This window comes from Arthrobacter sp. TMN-50 (assembly GCF_054511125.1).
The window spans coordinates 409,942-428,457 of the sequence record NZ_JBTNDG010000001.1 but is presented as its reverse complement, the minus strand read 5'-3'; the positions used below and the strand labels follow the sequence as shown (position 1 = coordinate 428,457).

The window sequence follows — 18,516 nt, the reverse complement described above, 5'->3', positions numbered from 1 at the left end:
GCGTTCGACACCGCCCCTAAAGCTAATAAGCGTTGCTTGCTAGCTGTCCCTTTCCACCATTTGTGTTGCGTCATATAGCGGATGCTCCCTGAAAGGAAATGTAAGTGCTTATTGCACAGCGCCCCACCCTGACTGAAGAAGTCGTCGCCGACAACCGCTCACGGTTCGTCATCGAACCGCTGGAGCCCGGTTTCGGCTACACCCTCGGCAATTCGCTCCGCCGCACGCTGCTCTCGTCGATCCCGGGTGCAGCCGTTACCAGCATCCGCATCGACGGCGTGCTGCACGAATTCACCACCGTGCCGGGTGTCAAGGAAGATGTCACTGAGATCATCCTTAACATCAAGAACCTTGCCGTGTCTTCCGAGCACGACGAGCCAGTCGTCGCCTACCTGCGCAAGCAGGGTCCCGGCGTCGTCACCGCTGCGGACATCGCACCGCCAGCCGGTGTCGAGTTCCACAACCCGGATCTGCACATTGCCACCCTCAACTCGAAGGGAAAGTTCGAGCTCGAACTCACCATCGAGCGTGGGCGCGGCTACGTGTCAGCGTCGCAGAACAAGTCCGGCGACTCCGAGATTGGCCGTATTCCGGTCGACTCGATCTACTCGCCGGTACTGAAGGTCACCTTCAGGGTTGAAGCAACCCGTGTCGAGCAGCGCACCGACTTCGACCGTCTGATTGTCGACGTCGAAACCAAGGACGCTATCGCCCCCCGCGATGCAGTGGCTTCAGCGGGTACCACCCTGGTGGAGCTGTTCGGTCTCGCCCGTGAGTTGAACACCGCGGCCGAGGGGATCGAGATCGGCCCATCGCCGACCGACGCTGCCCTGGCAGCCGACATGGCGCTGCCGATTGAAGATCTTGAACTGACCGTTCGGTCCTACAACTGCCTCAAGCGCGAGGGCATCCACACCGTGGGTGAACTCGTTGCCCGCTCCGAGGCTGATCTGATGGACATCCGTAACTTCGGTGCCAAGTCCATCGATGAGGTCAAGGCGAAACTGGTTGAACTAGGCCTGTCCCTGAAGGATTCCCCTCCAGGGTTCGATCTGGCAGCTCGCGCAGCAGCCATTGAAGAAGACGACGCCGCCTACAGCGACGACGAGCTCTAACAACGTTAGAAAGACCTGTCCGCCGCTGGGAAGCGGCGGACAGGACCACTTAGAGGAGAAACAATCATGCCCACACCAACAAAGGGCCCACGTCTCGGAGGCGGTCCGGCGCACGAACGCCTGATGCTCGCCAACTTGGCCGCCTCACTGTTCGAGCACAAGCGCATCACCACCACGGTGACCAAAGCGAAGCGGCTTCGTCCCTACGCGGAGCGCCTAATCACCTTCGCGAAGAAGGGCGACCTGGCCTCACGGCGTCGCGTTCTTGGCATCATCAGCAGCAAGAGCATCGTCCACGAGCTGTTCACCGACATTGCTCCTGCCGTTGCGAACCGCGAAGGCGGTTACACCCGGATCACCAAGATCGGCAACCGTAAGGGCGACAACGCTCCGATGGCAGTCATCGAATTGGTTCTCGAGCCAATGTCGGCGAAGCAGTCGGTTGTTGCCGAAGCCGAGCAGTCCAAGGCCAACGCAGCTCCAGTTGCGCCGGTCGTTGCGGATTCGCCTGAGTCAGCTGATTCTTCAGACTCACCCGAGTCAGCGGATTCCGCAGAGTCAGCTTCTTCGGCCGACGAGGTTGCGGCTGAGGACACCAACATCAGCGCCGAGGCCGGCGCTGACGAGGTTGTTGTCGTTGAAGAAGGAACCACCGAGGACGACGGCAAGAAGTAATTCTTCCGCCACTCCCGCGCACCATGACTGAGCAAAAGCCCGCTGTCCAACGTGAGGACGGCGGGCTTTTGCGTGTGCGCCTGGACCTCGCGTACGACGGCCGCCCCTTCTCCGGGTGGGCGCTGCAACCTGGACTACCAACGGTTCAGGGAGTCATTGAGGCCGGACTTGAGACGCTGTTCAGGCGTCCGGCCCGGCTGACCGTTGCCGGGCGCACCGATGCCGGGGTCCACGCCCGCGGCCAGGTAGCGCACGTGGACGTCACCCCGGGGGAGTGGGAGGGCCTACGACGCGGCCGGGAGTTGTCACCCGAAACGGCAATGCTGCGGCGGCTGGGCGCGACGATCAGCCGGGAACTCGATCAGGCCGACCGACAGCGGCACCAGGTTCCCGCCGTCGTCGTGCTCAAGGTTGCGCTGGCACCCTCAGGTTTCGATGCCAGATTCTCCGCGCTGTGGCGTCGGTATAGCTACCGAATCGCTGACCTACCGGAGCTGCGGGACCCCTTGACCCGCGGGGTGACGTTGTGGCATCCCGACGAACTGCAGGTTAACCGGATGAACGACGGCGCCCGGCGGCTCCTGGGCCTGCAGGACTTCCGCTCCTTCGCCAAACCGCGGCCGGGAGCCACGACGGTTCGCGAACTGCAACGCTTCGATTTTCAGCGGGCTGATAATGGCGTGATCATCGCGACCGTCCAAGCGGATGCTTTTTGCCACAACATGGTGCGTGGGTTGATTGGCTCCACCCTGCGGGTGGGCGTTGGTGAGAAGGAACCGGCCTGGCTGCTCGAACGGCTGCATGCCCGCACCAAGGAAGCCCGTTCAGTGCTGGCCGCCCCGCACCCGCTCGTGCTTGAAGAGGTCCGCTACCCGGACGACCACGCCATCGGTTCCCGCGCCGACGAAACGCGCGCCCGGCGGGACGGCAGCGTCCGGGAACAACTGCTCTAACCGAAGACCATCAGCGCGGCGAAACAGGCCACGATCATTGGCGGGCCAAAGGGGAACACGGAACGCGCCGACGCCTTGGTCAGGACGAGCAGCACTACACTGACCACGCCGCCGAGGACGAAGCCGCCCAGTACCGTCGCCAGCCAGGCAGTCATCCCGAAGTAACCGCCGTAGAGGCCAAGCACTGCTGCAAGCTTCACGTCCCCCATGCCGAGGCTACCCGGCGAAACCAGAGCCAGCACAAGATACAAGCCAAACATGGCGACACCGCCGATGGCTGCTCCACCCAGCCGGCCCCAGTCTCCCGACAGAACGCTGGCCACGGTCAGCAGAACCACTGCAGCGATTGCAAACGGCATTAGCAGCGCATTCGGCAACAGGCGTGTTCTCAGGTCGATCGTCGCCAGCAGCACCCCAAAAACTGTCAGGAGCAGCAGCGCAAAAACTTCCGGAACCCACCCGAACCGCCACACCACCACCGCGCTGAACAGTACGACTGCCCCAGCGGTCAGCGCCTTCGCGCGAACTGGCAGGGAACGGACCACGGATTCCGTCATGGACGGATCCATCAGTTGGCGGTGGCGGGGGCGCGCGCCACGGACGTGGGCAGGGTGACGGTGAACTTCGTGCCGGCTCCCGGTGAGCTTGCGCATTGAATTGTGCCACCGTGGCTTTCGACGATCGCCTTGGTGATGGCGAGACCCAGACCCACTCCGGGGATTGCCGATTCGCGGGCACTGTGTGCACGGAAAAACCTACCGTAGATGAGCTCAGTCTCATCCTGCGTCATGCCGATCCCGCAGTCTTCCACCTCCAGCCAGACCGTGTCCTTGCCCGCATGCGCCCGGACGGTAACGTCCCCGCCGTCGGGGGAGTACTTGATGGCGTTGGAAAGCAGGTTGTCCACCACCTGGCCCATTCGGAGCGGGTCGGCGATGGCCCAGAGTCGCTCCGGAACCTCGGAGACGAGGGTGACTCCTGCGTTCGCGGCATGGGCACGGGCGGAACGTAGCCGGGCTGTCAGCAATCCTGACAGCTCGGTCGGCTTGGCGTGGAGGTTCATGGACGCAGACGCGGCCGAAAGAAGATCGGACACCAGAATGGAGAGGCGCTCAGCGTTCCGTCGGGCCACGGTCAACGACTCCCATGCCGTAGGGGAGAGGGTGTCGGGCGACTCAAGGACCAGGTCAAGGTGGCCAAGGATGGAGGTGAGCGGGGTGCTGAACTCGTGCGTCACATTTGAGACGAAGTCTTCCTTGACTGTCAGCGCCGTCACCAGGTCGGTCACGTCGTTGAACACGATCACCGAGCCGGTGAAATCGCCGCCGAGATCGGTCATGGGCCGTGCCGCAGTTGAGACGGCACGCTGTGACTCGCCGTCGTCAAGCCAGAGGAGGTTATTCGAGAAGGACTCGCCGTTAATTGCCCGGCGGATCGGGTGCCGTGCCTCAGGAAGAGGTGTGGAGCCTTTGCTGCCGGAGAACCTAAGCTCGTCGCCGTCCTCGGGCGATGCAACAGTTCGCTGGAACAACTGCTGCTGTCGGTTGGACAACAGAACGCTGCCCTCAGTATTGATAGCGAGGACGCCGACGTCGACAGTGTCCAAAACGGCGGTCAGCAGCCGTTCGCGGTCGCCGCTTTCAGCCTCAAGCTCACGCACTTTCTCCGCCTTGCGGTCCAGTTCCAACTGCTGCATACGCACCTGCAGTCCGAAGACCCGCATAATCAGGAAGAGCGCTAGAGCCATGGTGGGCAGTAGAAGTGTCTCCACCAGGAGTGAGTAGGTGGTGGTGAAGTCCACCAGTTGCGGAAACAGCACGATGAGGAATGGTCCAACAAAGCTCAGGACGCCGCTGACGGCCGGCATCAGACCTGAGGCGGCTAGCCAGATCACCGGGAAAGCCGCCAGTGCCGCTAACCCGGGGAGGATATCAACTGCACCGTTCCGACACAGGCCAATGGCGATGAAGTCCAGCATTGGAATGGCCAGCAATGCTGGCTCTGGTACGCGCGACCACGGAGTGACCAGACACGCCACGAAGAGGATGACGTGCAACAGTAACCCAGCAAGAAAGAGACCGCTTTGTAGCAGTTCTGGATTCAGGAGCGGTGCGGTTCCGGCGATGATTACCATAGCTACCGCAAGCGGCAGTTGATACATTATCGCTTTTCGGCGAAGGCTGTGGCTGTACCCGTACCATCCGGTTTTGGGCAGCAGAAACCGCTCAGGCACGGCCGACTTTCCGGAAGTAGGGCGAGAGTATTCGATTATCGGCGTCCCCAGGCCGCGAGAGGTGCATTGATCCATTATCTCCCGTGTCCCGGGATTAGCTACCCTCCAGCCGCGCATTTTGGTGGATCGACGCGCATTCGACACATAAAGGGCATTCTAAAATCAGCAGTTGAATCAACGAGTATGCTGGAGAACCAAAGAAACGTATGGTGAAATACGAGGAATGGATCCTTAAGCGGCGCAATGGCCCTAGCGGCTGGACTAGCGGACAATAGGGAATGAGATATGAGCGATCCCGGAGTGGCAGTAGTTATCGAGGACGATGCTGACGTGCGCAACCTGGTCGACGCAGTCCTCACCCAATCGGGGTTCGAGGTCCACTCCGCCAGCTCAGGCCGAGAAGGTGTTGAACTGGTCCACAAGTACGACGCGGCAATCGTCACCCTCGATGTCGGGCTCCCTGATATCGATGGGTACGAGGTGCTCCGCCGGATTCGCCAGGCAAGCAACTGCTACGTCATCATGCTGACAGCCCGCACCGACGAACTGGACACTCTCACTGCCCTGCAGTCGGGCGCCGATGATTTCATCACCAAGCCGTTCCGCCCCCGGGAATTGAGGGCACGGGTTGCCGCAATGCTTCGCCGGCCCCGGAGTGAGGAAGCGCGGCCAGCGGCTGAGCCCACTCAGCCAGGTCCGGACGACGGCGAGCCGGGCGTGCTGCAGCATAACGGTCTGGCCCTGAACCATGAAACCCGGACCGCAACGCTGACCGGTAACAAGCTCAGCTTGACCAGGAGTGAGTTTGATCTGTTGCATGATTTGCTGCGCAGCGCCGGATCGGTGCGTACCAAGGCGAACCTTGTGCGGGTGGTGCGGGGCCACCACTACCGGGATGACGCCTATATCAGCGACGCCGATGAGCGCGCGGTGGAGGTGCATATGGGAAACCTCCGCCGCAAGCTGGGGGAGGATTCCCGGCAACCGAAGTGGCTATTGACCGTCCGTGGGGTGGGGTACCGGTTGGCGCCCAAACGGGACTAGCTCAGATCGAGCGATGGGGACTATCCGTCAGCGGATTCAGAGCAGAGGATGAGTTCGCGGATCGTTTGGAGTCCACAGGTCTGCACAAACGGGAGCGCATCGAGGGCTTCAGCCATGTCGTTGAGGCGAATCAGTTCCTCAAGGCTTGCTGCCAGGTTGGCCAGCCTGGCAGCGCCAACCATGGTCGACGTCGTTCTGACGCTAAGTACTGCCTCCAAGGCCGCGTCACGGTCACGGCGTTCGACGGTGTCGGCGAGTTTCAGATACCTTTCGTCCCACACCTGGATGAAATCCGCGACGAAGGACCTCACGGCGGACGGGTTCTCCAGCTGATCGCCGAGAGACCTGAGGGTGTCCTGGTCGACGAGGGGGACCCGCCTCTTCGGCGGATCAATCACGGGCAGCACTGTGTGTGTGGAGCGGACAGGTCCGCCACCGTGATTACCGTTGTCACCGCCTCACGCACGGCGCAGTTTCCGGGGTTCATTCCCTGAGGATACTTCCCTTGGCTTGGTTGTGGGCGATAGTAGGCGTTACCCTGCGTAAAAGCTGCGCCATTCCTATGAGCTGCGGTTTCCGTGGTAGTGCGCGCAGGGGGCATAGGCTGTCGTTATGACCATCCACCGATGCTCGGTCCCGGCCGACGGTAATCCCGCGGATCGCGCGCAGGTAGGATTGCGTGAAACCCTCGACGCTCTGCCGGTGGCGGTGGCGCTCCTGACCGTTGACGGTGTGATCTGCGCGGTCAACCGGGAGTGGAAGCGTTTCATCCAACCCTTTGCTGAGGTTATGGTCCCGCAGGAGGCGGGCGTTTCCTACCTCGCGGAGTGTGAGCTGGCCGCCGAACGTGGAGACAGCGCGGCGCTGAAGGTCTCGGCTGGTCTTCATCGGGTGCTCAACAGCAAGCAGCAGAACCTTGCCCTGGAATACCCGGCGCAGGGCGGCGAACGGTGGATCCGTACCCGGATTTGTAAAAGTGACAGCGGCGGACTGGTTATCACTCACATCGACATCACTCAGAAGCGGCTGGCACAGGAGCGAGTTTCATTTCAGGCGTCGCTGCTCGACGCCGTCGGGCAGTCAATCATCGCCATCGATCTGCGGGGCAGGGTTACTTACTGGAACAGTGCCTCGGAGCTGATGCTGGGCTGGAGTGTCAGCGACGCGGTGGATCGCCACTTTGCGGAACTACAGCTTTTCGAAGACGGCTCGAAAGCTGTAGACATTATCGCTCAGGTGTCTGCCGGAGAGCCGTGGACAGGGGAGCACTGGACAAGGCATCGTGACGGTCGTCCTCTACGGGTGTATTCGTCGATCACACCCCTATATGACAAAGCCGGAACCGTGATAGGGGTCATCGACGTGTCGACCGATATCACTGGATCACAGCAAGCCCAGGCGGAGATGAGGCGGCTATCGAGCCTCGTTGAGTTTTCGAATGACGCAATCAATGGCGCCACTCTTGATGGCATCATTACGAGTTGGAATGCGGGAGCCGAGCGGATCTACGGCTACACGGCGGAGGAGGCACTCGGCCGGAGTGTGCTGATCCTCTCGCCGGAGGAACGCTCGGAGCCGGATCAAGCGCTACGTGACCGGCTTCGCCACGGCGAGCCGGTTATCGGCCACGAGGTTCGGGGGAGGCGTAAGGACGGCACGCTGCTGGATATTTCGCTAACCCTATCGCCGATGTATGACGAAGCTGGGCTGCTGATCGGGTCTTCGGCGGTCGCTCGCGACGTCACTGAACTGAACGCGTTGCGGGCAGCATCAGAATTGGAGCGGGACCGGCTCGCAGCCGCTCAGGAGATGGCAAATGTCGGCTCGGTGGAATGGGACGCCGTGGCTGATCGTGTGTGGAGGTCTGACGAGTACTGCAAGATCCATGGGCTACCCGCGACCTCCGGGGGCTTGAAGGGCCTCTTGTTGCGTGCCGTCCATCCAGCGGATCGCGACCGGGTTTATCAGCTGTGGAAAAACCTGCTGGTCCGCGGCACGTCAACCGATTTCACCTATCGGGTGGGGGCGCCCGATGGTGGTATCCGGTGGGTCTTCGCCCGAGCCACTATGGAGAGGGACGACGACGGCCAACCCATCAAGCTGGTAGGCACCGCTCTCGACATCACCGAGCGGAAGCTTGGTGAGGAGGCACTGGAACGGTTAGCCTTCCGCGATTCGCTGACCGGTCTGGCCAACCGCACCCTGCTCACGGAGAGCATTGAACAGGCTATTGCAGAGTGCGGGAACCGGGGGACTCGGGTGGGTGTGCTGTTCCTTGACGTCGACCGCTTCAAGGTGATCAATGACGGTCTGGGCCACGCTGCCGGGGATAGTCTGCTGGTCCAATTGGCGTCGCGGTTGCTCACCGTCGTGCGACCAGAAGACACTTTGGCTCGGTTTGCTGGCGATGAATTCGTCATTGTCTGCGCGGACATGTCGGAGGAAACAGCGCAGAAGCTGGCACACCGGATTCGATCCGCTGTGCAAACTCCCTTCGAGCTTTCGGACCGGGAGGTTTTTGTCGATGTAAGCGTCGGTATTGCGATCTCCTCGGACGGCGACACTCCCGAATCCATGCTGCACAACTCCGACGCCGCCATGTATCGGGCGAAGGTGAGCGGCCGAAACAAGGCCGTTGTTTTCGACGAGGCAATGCACCAGAGGGCGGAGCTTCGCTTGATTGTGGAGTCGGATCTACCCCGTGCTATCGAACGTTACCAATTGCATGTTCATTACCAGCCGATCATGGATGTAGCCAGCGGCGAGCCGATTGGATTCGAAGCGCTGCTGAGATGGCTGCATCCGGAGCACGGTCTGATCAGCCCCGACTTCTTCATTCCGGTCGCCGAGGAAACCGGTCAGATTGTTCCTATTGGGTTGTGGGTGCTCAACCAGGCAATCCGGCAGATGCAGCGTTGGAAGGCTGACATCGCCGGTGCTGAAAACTGGCGAATTTCAGTAAACCTCTCAGCGCGGCAACTTCAGGATCCCGGGCTTCATGCCGCCGTAGCCGAGGCTATAAGCGCTGCCGGGATTGAACCAGGAGCGTTGGTACTGGAGATCACCGAATCTGTGCTGATGGACGACGCTGACCAATCCTTGAAGGCCTTGACGAAGCTTCGTAGCCTCGGTCTGGGTATAGCTGTCGATGACTTCGGTACCGGATATTCGTCGCTAAGCTACCTCAAGCGGTTTCCTGTGACGGCGCTGAAGATTGACCGGACCTTCATCGAGGGCCTTGGGGGAACCGATGCGCATGCCGGCCCCATCGTGGAGGCCATTGCCGCGCTGGGTCGGGCGCTGGGTCTGCGGGTGGTCGCTGAAGGGGTAGAGACGCATGAACAGCTCAGCGAACTGTCCCGGATCCAGGTGCAGCTTGCGCAGGGGTACTTGTGGTCTCCCGCGATTCCGGCCGAGCGGGTTCCTGAATGGTTCGCTGCGTACCGGGCGGAGGTAGTCTGAGAAACCTTACCGGATGGTACTACTGCCCACTGAACGTTGCGATAGCGTTGATCACAGCGGGCCCGAGGATCGCGATAAAGAGCACCGGAAAAATAAAGAACAAGAGCGGAAATAGGACCATGACGGGGAGTTTCATGGCCTTTTCCTCAGCCCGTTGGCGTCTTTTAACCCGCATAACTTTCGCCTGCACCCTAAGGACTTGGCCAATGGCAATGCCATAGGCATCGGCCTGGACAACCGCTTGGACAAAGCTCCGGAGTTCCGGGACGCTGGTCCGCTCGGTCAAGGCTAGATAGGATTCCCTGCGGGAGCGACCCACCTGCATGTCCTGAAGTGTTCGAATAATTTCCTCGGCCAGAGGCCCTTTGCCGTTTTCCCCAGCACGAGCCATTGCGCCTTCAAAACCCAGACCCGCTTCCACCGAAATCAGCATCTGGTCCAGGGTATTGGCAAGTTCCAGCTGGATCTCTTTCTGGCGCTTCTGTCCATTGCTGAGCAGTAGGAGATCGGGCAGGAAATATCCGAAAGCCACCATGCCAAAGCCCAGCAATTTAAGGATAGGTGCACCGTTAAGACTGAGCAGGAACCCTATGAGAGCCCCTGCAAGTGCCAGCGCCGGTTTCGCCGCGAGGAGCCGGGCGAGCGGCATTGAGGAGGGACGCCCGGCGAGGGAGAGCATTCTGTCCAACTTCTTCGCGTAGTTATCCGGTGTGAGTCGGCGACCGAGTTGCATCAGCAGGCCTGATCGGTTCCGGCTCCCACCGTCTTCCCGTTCCCTCCCCCTAATCAGGTTCAGCTGAATAGCCGCCGAAGTTTTCCGGTCCACCGAAAACCCTGACCAGCCCAGATAGCCAAGGGGGAGTGCGACCAGCAGCATTCCGATCAGCACTATCGCGTCCATTGCGTACCTTTCAGAATTTCAGATCGATGATTTTGCGCATCCAAAGCCCACCAATGGTCATCAGGACTGCTGACACACCGATCATCGTCCAGCCCAGGGGGCTGGAGAATAGTGGGGTCATGTAACCGGGGCTGATCAGAAGAAGCATGGCGACAATGCAGAAAGGCATCGCCATGAGGATGTAGGCCGAGAATTTTCCTTCGGCCGCCAGGGACTTGATCTGGCCCTTGATCTCACTGCGTTCGCGGATCGTCTCGTTGACCTGATCGAGTACTTCAGCGAGGTTCCCGCCCACTTCCCGATTGATCTGGATTGCCTGCGCGATCCACATGAAATCCTCATTACGCATTCTGGCGGCGGTGTCGTTCAGCGATGACAGGAGGTCCTTTCCGAGGCTGGTTTCGGTGACTACCCGGCGCATTTCCTCGGACGTAGGCGCAGCTGATTCTACGGCTGCGGCGTCGATGGCCCGGAGAATGCTATGACCGGCCCGCAGGCTGCCGGTCAGCAGCTGCAGGGTGTCTCCGAGTTGGGCGTCAAATTTGGCTCGTCTTTTCCCTGCTCTTTGGGTGACCATAAATCTCGCGCCGGCGGGGGTAAGCAGGAACAGAACGACGGCGCCCGGAAAACCACCGGCGAGGAATCCAATCACCGCTGACGCCAGGGAGGCGGACAACACGAGGATGAGGAAATCGGCCTGGCTGTGTTTCAGACCGGCGTTCTCCAAAGACTCCCGGTTGAACAGTTTCAGGCTGTTTTTTGAGAGGTACCGGTTCACGGCATCTGTGCTGCTTCCCGCCAGCCGGGAGAGGGAAGACACAGATTCGTCCTTGTAGGGGCGCCTCCGTTCCAACGGCACGTCCGGCTGTGGGTTCAGGACCACTGTGAGCACGAGCAGCATCGCCGCAATCGTCAGGATCGTACCAATCAGTAGCTGCATTGCACTCCTGTCTCATCGTCCATTGCTGGTTTCCTTACTGGCGAAAACGCTTGCCGAAACATGGATGCCCATGTCTTCAAAACGGTCGATGAATCGGGGCCGTATTCCGGTGGGAATAGGAGCGCCCAAAAACCTTCCGTGCTTATCCACTCCTGCTGAGTAATCGAAAACGAAGGCATCCTGCAAGGTCACAACGTCTCCTTCCATGCCCTGTACTTCGGTGACATGGGTGATCCTGCGGGTGCCGTCCCGGAGCCGCGAAATCTGGATGATCAGGTGCACCGCCGACGCGATCTGCTCACGGATGGCCCGCAAGGGGAGGTCCATCCCGGCCATCAGGACCAGGGTCTCCAATCGGGCCACAGCATCACGTGGTGAGTTGGAGTGCACGGTCGAGAGGGAGCCGTCGTGACCGGTGTTCATTGCCTGAAGCATGTCCAGGGATTCCCCACCGCGTACCTCTCCGACGACGATACGGTCTGGGCGCATACGCAACGAGTTCCTGAGCAGTTCGCGAATCGTCACCTCGCCCTTCCCCTCGGTGTTCGGGGGGCGGCTTTCCAGCCGGACGACGTGATCCTGCTGGATCTGCAGTTCCACGGCGTCCTCGATGGTGACGATCCGGTCCGTTGCGGGCAGGAAGGAGGATAGGACGTTCAGAAGAGTTGTTTTCCCGGTGCCTGTTCCTCCGGAAACGATGATGTTAAGTTTCGCTTTGACGCAGGCGTTAAGCAGTTCGGCCATCCCTGGGGTCAGCGTGCCAAACTCGATGAGATTTTGTACTGTGAGCGGCACTTTGCTGAACTTACGGATGGTCAGTGACGAACCACCCACTGCCAGGGGTGGAATCACCGCGTTCACGCGGGACCCGTCCTCGAGCCGGGCATCGACCAGGGGAGATGACTCATCGATGCGTCGACCGACCTTGGACACAATCCGTTCGATCACTCTGCGCAAGTGATCCTCCGAACTGAACTGGGAATCGGTCAGTACCAGCTTTCCCTTCCGTTCCACGTAGATCCGGTCCATCCGGTTCACCATAATTTCAGTGACTTCGGGATCATCGAGGAGCCGCTGCAGCGGGCCGAAGCCCAGCACATCGTCAGCAACATCCTGAATCAACCGTGTTCTTTCCTCTGCCGACAGGGGAACCTGTTCGGCGTCGATCACCTGGGTCAGCTCTTCCCGCGCCGACGCCCGAAGATCCTGTTCGGTCAGGTTCGAGTCGTTGAAACGAGCGCCCATCCGATCGAAGAGTGCCGTTGCGGCCCGCTGTTTCAGCCCGGCCAGGGCATCCACCGGCTGTTGGGGGCTCCTGCCCTTCACAGCGTTGTTCTGCGTCACTTTCTGTTTGGCGAACACCGACGTCGGGTTGTTCGACGGGCCAGGCGCCACCGGTATCTCGTTCGCCGTTGACGCCGGCTGATTTTCCGGCATAACGGATGGTTCCGGAACCAATGCGGCAGCGGGCTCGGTCTTCTGGTTGACGGCGTTAAGACGTTCGGAAAGTTTCATCAGACCTCGACCCTGCGGTGTAGCTTTCGTTGCGTCTTGGTTCTCCAGGCCGGGTCGAAGCGCTCGACCAGTCGTTTCATGCTTTTCATGGCACGGTCGCTGCGAGTGTTCTGCAGCAGCGGAATTCCCCTGTTGGTGGAGTAGGCTACGGCGCGTGACCGGGGGATGCTGACATCCACCGGCGCGCCGATGGTGGCTTCGACGTCCTGGATGGATAGTCCTGTTTTTGAATCGGCCATGTTCAGGACCACGTGCCGTGTGGCAGGCAGGATGTCCAGCTGTTTGAGAATATCGAGTCCGGACCGCAGCCCGCGCACGCTGGGAATATCCATACCGGCAACCCAGACAACATCGGTGCAGCGTTCCATTGCTGTGAGGCCGAGCTCGGGCAGCCCCGGCGCGGTGTCCACCACGACGTACTGGAACGTCTCGGCGAGTTGGTCCAGCAGATGCGCCACCTGGTCGGGGGAGATATCATCTGCTTCAGCCGGATTCTTGGGAGCACAGAGAGCGTAGATTCCGGCCGGGTGGACAGTGAGGAACGCCTTCAGCACGAGGGGATCGCGGCTGGCCGAGGTGGACACCGCATCGGTGATGGTGTGTTCCGGGGTGAGGTAAAGTCCTGAAGCGACGTCGCCGAACTGCAAATCGAGGTCGACAAGAACCACGCCCATGGGAGCAAGCTTGCCCAGGCCCACAGCGATGTTGGTAGCAACGGTGGTTTTACCGACTCCTCCCTTCGGGGAAAACACGCCAATGACCAGGCCCTTGTCCTGGGATTCTTCCGGAGCGGACCGGTAGGTTCGGCGCCGGGTGGCAAACGCCTGGCATGCCCGTTCAAGTACTACCCTGATTTGGGTAGCGTCAGCAGTGGGGGCAAGGACGTCCCGGATGCCGGCGCGCATGGCCTGGACCACAAGCTCCGGATCGGCATCACCCACGAGGATGATGCTGATCTCGGGAAACTGCACGTCAAAGATCGTCGCCAACCGCAGTGCTTCCTCGACTAAAACCTCCGGGCCCAGGATCAGGACTTCCGGGTGGTTCGGGAGCGACGAAAACAGCTGGTGCGGGTCTTCCGGTAGCGCAGCGGTGATGAATGCGCGGACCTCTCCCTCCAGCCCGCCTGATACGGCGGTACGCAGGCGCTGCTCAAACTGCGTATCCGGAGTGATCAAGACAAACCGGCTCACGGGTACACCTCATCGAAGGTAATGGGGGTCGGTTCGCTTTCCGTTGCTTCGTCGGGTTCCTTTGTCAACCAGATCCGGCCGAACTCGGCACCGAAAATAATCTTCGTCGCATCGATGTCGTTGACGGCTGCGGTAACGAGCATCGTGCCGGTGGGAAGGGCTTCAGTGTTCACTGGTTGTTCGGCACTGGCTTCAGCGCGTTGGAACCCCGTAATCAGGACTTTATGGAATACCTGCTGCGTGACAGCCTGACCAGGCCCCTCTTCCAGGACTCCTTCGAAGGAGACAAATAGTCCCACGGTATCCCCGGCGACAATTTTTCCTCCGACCACACGCTGGGGTTCCAGGGCGAAGGTGACTTCCTGCAGGCCATCCGGAACCGGGACCGTTCCCGGCGTTTCAAGCTCCGCCGGATCGACTAGCCTTTCGGCCAGTAACTGCTCTCCGGGGACCAGGTCCACGGCGGTGACTGTGCCCGCTGAACCTTCAAGATCCTGAAGTGCGCTGGCAGGAACCGCCCCGGATGGTTGAGGTTCGTTACTCACGAAGGCCGCGAGATCTTCGACCGGTGTGCCCGCCGGAACAGCCTCCTGAACGATCAACACCCCAACCGGATCCAAACCAGCCATTGCCCGCTCGTTAGCACCTTGTGTGTAGGAAAAGACCAGCACTGCACCAACCAGCACCAGCACAACGGCGATCGCACCGCCTATCAATCGTGATTTCACTGTTGCTTCCTAGTCCGTCATCTTCACTACACGTGCGCCATACTCGTCTACCGTGCCTAATTCATAACCCTCGGCCAGGGACACATACGTGACAAAGGTGCCGATGATCCCGCGGCAAGGGTTGGGGCATTCCAGCGCACCGACATGGGCGGCGGTGTTATGGAAAGTACCCGGGTTGCTCGGACCCTCCGGCGATCCGTTGAATTTCCAGCCCTTCACCTCAAACGCCGCAAAAGTCTTGATGTGATAGACCGCACCGGATCCCTCTCCGCTGACCGCATCGAAGACCGGAAGCAACACCGTCGGCTTGCGGCCGGCGTTGATCTCCGAAATCCACTTCTCGAAAACAGCAGTGCAGTTCGGTGGCTCGTTGTTGCCGGTGCCGCTCCCGCCCTCGTTAGTAAGGACATCGATCCTGCCACCGCACTCCCCGGCATCCTGGGCAAGCCAGCCAAACCCTCCCGCGACCTGAGCTCCGGACGGTCCCTCGGGGCAGACCTTAGGGTCTTCTGCATAGGGGCCGCCATGCAGCCCGAGTCGCTGCGGAGACCCATCCACTCTGTTCTTAACCTGACAGATCGAAAAGGTCGCAGGAAAAACCGTGGGCCCCCCAATCGGGGTGCCCCATCGTGCCTTCGCACGGGCGCCAACCTCGGCGGTCGGAATGCCGATCGCGTTAGCGAAGAACAACGACACATGATTCTCCCCGCTGGCCTCCTGAGCGCCGGTCACTACCGTGACCTTTTGAGCGGCTGTATCGAGCACGAGGGGGGGAACGTTGGTGAACCCGTCTAGCGCATTCGAGTCGGCGAGATTTGCGGCGAGGGGAGACGACGCAGAACAATCTGTAGAGACGGGCACATCGGCGCAGGCCTGGGCAACACCGAGGGCTGCGGAGTCGGCCCCGTTCTGCAGCTGAGCCTTTTCGGCATAGAGCAGTCCAACGTCGACGGCGAGGGCAGCGAAACCCAGCAGCACCACCATGAGGAGCGCGGCGATGATGCTGATCGCTCCACGCTCTGAGGTTTCGGGGGCCCTCACCCGCCGCATCGCATGACCCCGACACCTTTCATCAGAATCGGCCCTGTGATTCCCGTCAGCGTATTCAGGCTGTAGTCGATAGTGACGGTGGTTTGGGCGCCGGGCACACAAGCGGCAATAGACCGAAAATTAGCGTCTGTGAGACTAGGGTTCACCGACACGGCGGCGTTCTTCGCTGCCGTCCGGGCGACAGCCGGATCATTGTGGATAGCCATTGCACGGACACCCTCTCGGGCAGCATGCGTCAACGTAACCTGGGTGTTATAGGCACGACCGAATTCCACTGTGCCGAATACCAGGAGGAGCAGGATGGGCAGAATCAGGGCGAATTCAACGGCGACGGCGCCGGTCTCGTTCTGCTTGCCCATCGGAAGTCTCCATGATTGTGCATAAAGCTGGGGTGGCAGGACGGTTATGTCTTTGCCACCCCAGCGACGAGTGCCGTCTTGTTATGCTGTGCCGCCGGGGATGGCTGTAACGATTCTGTTGAACAGCTGGGTCAGATCGCCGCCGATCAGGCCTACCGCGACGATGATCACGACGGCGATGAGGCCGACCATGATGCCGTACTCGACGGCAGTGGCGCCGGTCTGTTCGCGGTGGAGGCGCTCGGTGGCTTTGAGGCCGAGGACGTGGAGGGCGGCAAAGAGAGAGACCATGGGATGCTCCTGAGAAGATGAGACGGATGCGTCGGCACCATACCGTCGCTGAATAGAAAGTAGCATTACCAAACCGCTCATTACTGATGCTTTCCCTATACTGTGCAAACGCTGCGCAGAGGCTGCCTTTGCTGCGGTAACGCTTCGCTAATTCCGTACCGAATCGTCCGATGTGCGGAATAGCCGGTTCGGCCCGGGGTCTGTACTTGTAGCCGGGTTTCACTCCGGTGGAAGCCGATTCGGTAGGTCAACGAGTCTCGGCGCGGAGGGCATGATCAGCGATTGTCGCCACGCTTCTGACTTTCCTAGAATGTCAGAGGGGCCTGAGGCACCCTTTGTATGGACGGCAGCACGGGTAGTGCGGTGATTCGAAAGGGGTTTCCCCTCCCAGGAACGGCTCCCCGTGCGCTTCTGGCCCGGGCCCTGCTGGTGGCGGTGGCGCTGTCACGGATGCCGGGATGCGGGTTTTGATCAACTCCCCTTGAGGCACTGAAGCCAACTAGGGCCTCAGCCGGGATGATCGATCAACTTCGCTGGGTGGAGGACCTCAAATCCGCTATTGCCGGGGTGCAGGCCCGTATCGTCGCGTTCGACCACGCGCACCGGCAGACCCAGGCCGAGGTCGGGGTACCCACCTCGGGGCAGGGCGAGGGTGTTGGCGCAGGTCGCGTTGGTTCGGCGGGAGTCCCCGTCCCGGGAGACCATCCGCGGGATCGCGCGTGAGTCACAGTCTGACACCTAATACCTTGACGGTTTTGACCTAGGCAGTTACTTCGCGCTAATCTTGGTAGTCGTTGTGCGTATCCCACCTCGATACGTCCATGCCCGCGTGGCGACTCGGTTGCAGAGTCACCTGGCCCGCGGGAATGGCCGAGATAACCGGGATCACTGGCTTTCAGCCCTCACCTGAAGTTCCGGTAGCGCATGCATAAGCTGAGCTTTCGCGCGGGGACTATGTCCCGGCTGTGAAGGCGTCACCGAACAAGAAACGAAGGCAAAAACCGTGCGTACGTACACCCCGAAGCCAGGCGACATCAACCGCCAGTGGCACGTCATTGACGCCACCGACGTTGTCCTAGGCCGACTTGCCAGCCAGACCGCAACACTGCTGCGCGGAAAGCACAAGCCGACCTTTGCACCCCATATGGATATGGGCGATTTCGTCATCATCATCAACGCCGAGAAGGTTGCCCTCACCGGCGCCAAGCTCGAGCAGAAGCGTGCATACCGCCACTCCGGTTTCCCGGGTGGTCTCTCGTCGGTCAACTACGCAGAGCTGCTGGAACAGAACCCAGTCCGCGCTGTGGAGAAGGCCATCCGAGGCATGCTTCCCAAGACTTCCCTGGCTGCCCAGCAGATCGGGAAACTGAAGGTCTACCGCGGTGCCGAGCACCCACACGCTGCACAGCAGCCGAAGACCTTCGAAATCACCCAGGTCGCCCAGTAGTCCTGGCCACCACACACTAAGAAATTAATTCAAGGAGAACCGTGGCTCAGAACACTGAAGAGCTGAATGAACCAACTGAGGAGCTTACGAGCTACACCTCAGAAACCGGCGAGACCACCGAGGCAGCTGCCAAGGAACGTCCAGCCCTGACCGTTGGCGGCGGAGCCGTTGGCCGTCGTAAGGAAGCAGTTGCACGGGTCCGGCTCACACCGGGAACCGGAAAGTGGATTGTCAACGGCCGCGAACTGGCCGAGTACTTCCCAAACAAGCTGCACCAGCAGGAAGTCAACGATCCGTTCAAGATCCTTGACCTCCTCGGATCCTACGACGTGGTAGCCCGTATCCACGGTGGTGGCCCGTCGGGCCAGGCCGGAGCGCTTCGTCTCGGCGTCGCCCGTTCCCTGAACGAGATTGACCGGGAGAACAACCGCGCCATCCTCAAGAAGGCTGGGTTCCTGACCCGCGACGCACGAGTGATCGAGCGTAAGAAGGCTGGTCTGAAGAAGGCCCGCAAGGCACCTCAGTACTCCAAGCGCTAACCAACCACGTGGACCGGCGCGCTTCCACTTCGGATGCCCGGCCTTCAGTGGTCCTAACGCCCGTCCGGTTA

Annotated in this window: 19 protein-coding genes; 8 read left to right on the top strand and 11 right to left on the bottom strand. The window is 60.7% G+C overall.

Going from position 1 to position 18,516, the window contains the following annotated elements; all coding sequences use genetic code 11:
• The first annotated feature begins 104 nt into the window (after positions 1 to 104).
• The 3 genes from ACX80A_RS02010 (at position 105) to ACX80A_RS02000 (ending at position 2,743) form a co-directional block, all read left to right on the top strand.
• A complete protein-coding gene (locus tag ACX80A_RS02010; protein WP_019481518.1) occupies positions 105 to 1,115 on the top strand; it encodes a DNA-directed RNA polymerase subunit alpha in 1,011 nt (336 codons plus the stop codon).
• 66 nt (positions 1,116 to 1,181) lie between these two features.
• Entirely contained in the window at positions 1,182 to 1,790 is a 609-nt protein-coding gene (gene rplQ / locus ACX80A_RS02005) for a 50S ribosomal protein L17 (protein WP_459258024.1), read from the top strand.
• Between the two features lie 23 nt (positions 1,791 to 1,813).
• The gene (locus ACX80A_RS02000) at positions 1,814 to 2,743 is read left to right on the top strand and encodes a tRNA pseudouridine synthase A (protein ID WP_459258023.1); all 930 of its coding nucleotides are present in this window, start codon (positions 1,814 to 1,816) and stop codon (positions 2,741 to 2,743) included.
• Here the strand turns inward: ACX80A_RS02000 and ACX80A_RS01995 are convergent.
• Positions 2,740 to 3,300, bottom strand: coding sequence for a prepilin peptidase (locus ACX80A_RS01995; protein ID WP_459258022.1), 561 nt, complete (start codon positions 3,298 to 3,300; stop codon positions 2,740 to 2,742). The genes ACX80A_RS02000 and ACX80A_RS01995 overlap by 4 nt on opposite strands.
• A gap of 11 nt (positions 3,301 to 3,311) precedes the next feature.
• Positions 3,312 to 4,976: a sensor histidine kinase gene (locus ACX80A_RS01990; protein WP_459258021.1), complete on the bottom strand. Its 1,665-nt coding sequence runs from the start codon at positions 4,974 to 4,976 to the stop codon at positions 3,312 to 3,314.
• 285 nt (positions 4,977 to 5,261) lie between these two features.
• On the opposite strand from ACX80A_RS01990, the gene ACX80A_RS01985 reads away from it, so the two are divergent.
• A complete protein-coding gene (locus ACX80A_RS01985) occupies positions 5,262 to 6,020 on the top strand; it encodes a response regulator transcription factor (protein WP_459258020.1) in 759 nt (252 codons plus the stop codon).
• A gap of 20 nt (positions 6,021 to 6,040) precedes the next feature.
• Here ACX80A_RS01985 and ACX80A_RS01980 read toward each other — a convergent pair whose 3' ends face one another.
• Positions 6,041 to 6,418, bottom strand: coding sequence for an Hpt domain-containing protein (locus ACX80A_RS01980; protein WP_459258019.1), 378 nt, complete (start codon positions 6,416 to 6,418; stop codon positions 6,041 to 6,043).
• A 214-nt stretch (positions 6,419 to 6,632) separates the two neighbouring features.
• Between ACX80A_RS01980 and ACX80A_RS01975 the strand changes: the two genes are divergently transcribed.
• The gene (locus ACX80A_RS01975) at positions 6,633 to 9,482 is read left to right on the top strand and encodes an EAL domain-containing protein (RefSeq protein ID WP_459258018.1); all 2,850 of its coding nucleotides are present in this window, start codon (positions 6,633 to 6,635) and stop codon (positions 9,480 to 9,482) included.
• Positions 9,483 to 9,501: 19 nt separating this feature from the next.
• On the opposite strand, the gene ACX80A_RS01970 is transcribed toward ACX80A_RS01975, so the two are convergent.
• The 8 genes from ACX80A_RS01970 to ACX80A_RS01935 form a co-directional block, all read right to left on the bottom strand.
• Entirely contained in the window at positions 9,502 to 10,383 is an 882-nt protein-coding gene (locus ACX80A_RS01970) for a type II secretion system F family protein (protein WP_459258017.1), read from the bottom strand.
• A gap of 10 nt (positions 10,384 to 10,393) precedes the next feature.
• Positions 10,394 to 11,323, bottom strand: a complete 930-nt coding sequence (locus ACX80A_RS01965; RefSeq protein ID WP_459258016.1) for a type II secretion system F family protein — start codon at positions 11,321 to 11,323, stop codon at positions 10,394 to 10,396.
• A 12-nt stretch (positions 11,324 to 11,335) separates the two neighbouring features.
• A complete protein-coding gene (locus ACX80A_RS01960) occupies positions 11,336 to 12,838 on the bottom strand; it encodes a CpaF family protein (protein WP_459258015.1) in 1,503 nt (500 codons plus the stop codon).
• Positions 12,838 to 14,031 (bottom strand): AAA family ATPase, encoded by a 1,194-nt coding sequence (locus tag ACX80A_RS01955; RefSeq protein ID WP_459258014.1) that lies wholly within the window; start codon positions 14,029 to 14,031, stop codon positions 12,838 to 12,840. The genes ACX80A_RS01960 and ACX80A_RS01955 overlap by 1 nt, the downstream gene beginning before the upstream one ends.
• Positions 14,028 to 14,759 (bottom strand): Flp pilus assembly protein CpaB, encoded by a 732-nt coding sequence (cpaB, locus tag ACX80A_RS01950; RefSeq protein ID WP_459258013.1) that lies wholly within the window; start codon positions 14,757 to 14,759, stop codon positions 14,028 to 14,030. The genes ACX80A_RS01955 and cpaB overlap by 4 nt, the downstream gene beginning before the upstream one ends.
• A gap of 9 nt (positions 14,760 to 14,768) precedes the next feature.
• The gene (locus ACX80A_RS01945; protein ID WP_459258012.1) at positions 14,769 to 15,809 is read right to left on the bottom strand and encodes a pilus assembly protein TadG-related protein; all 1,041 of its coding nucleotides are present in this window, start codon (positions 15,807 to 15,809) and stop codon (positions 14,769 to 14,771) included.
• The gene (locus ACX80A_RS01940) at positions 15,797 to 16,168 is read right to left on the bottom strand and encodes a TadE/TadG family type IV pilus assembly protein (protein WP_459258011.1); all 372 of its coding nucleotides are present in this window, start codon (positions 16,166 to 16,168) and stop codon (positions 15,797 to 15,799) included. The genes ACX80A_RS01945 and ACX80A_RS01940 overlap by 13 nt, the downstream gene beginning before the upstream one ends.
• An 81-nt stretch (positions 16,169 to 16,249) precedes the next feature.
• The gene (locus ACX80A_RS01935; RefSeq protein ID WP_459258010.1) at positions 16,250 to 16,459 is read right to left on the bottom strand and encodes a Flp family type IVb pilin; all 210 of its coding nucleotides are present in this window, start codon (positions 16,457 to 16,459) and stop codon (positions 16,250 to 16,252) included.
• 516 nt (positions 16,460 to 16,975) lie between these two features.
• Between ACX80A_RS01935 and ACX80A_RS01930 the strand changes: the two genes are divergently transcribed.
• From ACX80A_RS01930 to rpsI, 3 genes are all read left to right on the top strand, one after another.
• Positions 16,976 to 17,182 (top strand): hypothetical protein, encoded by a 207-nt coding sequence (locus ACX80A_RS01930; RefSeq protein WP_459258009.1) that lies wholly within the window; start codon positions 16,976 to 16,978, stop codon positions 17,180 to 17,182.
• 280 nt (positions 17,183 to 17,462) lie between these two features.
• Positions 17,463 to 17,906, top strand: coding sequence for a 50S ribosomal protein L13 (gene rplM, locus ACX80A_RS01925; RefSeq protein ID WP_019481538.1), 444 nt, complete (start codon positions 17,463 to 17,465; stop codon positions 17,904 to 17,906).
• 41 nt (positions 17,907 to 17,947) lie between these two features.
• The gene (rpsI, locus tag ACX80A_RS01920; protein ID WP_459258008.1) at positions 17,948 to 18,445 is read left to right on the top strand and encodes a 30S ribosomal protein S9; all 498 of its coding nucleotides are present in this window, start codon (positions 17,948 to 17,950) and stop codon (positions 18,443 to 18,445) included.
• Positions 18,446 to 18,516 lie beyond the last annotated feature (71 nt).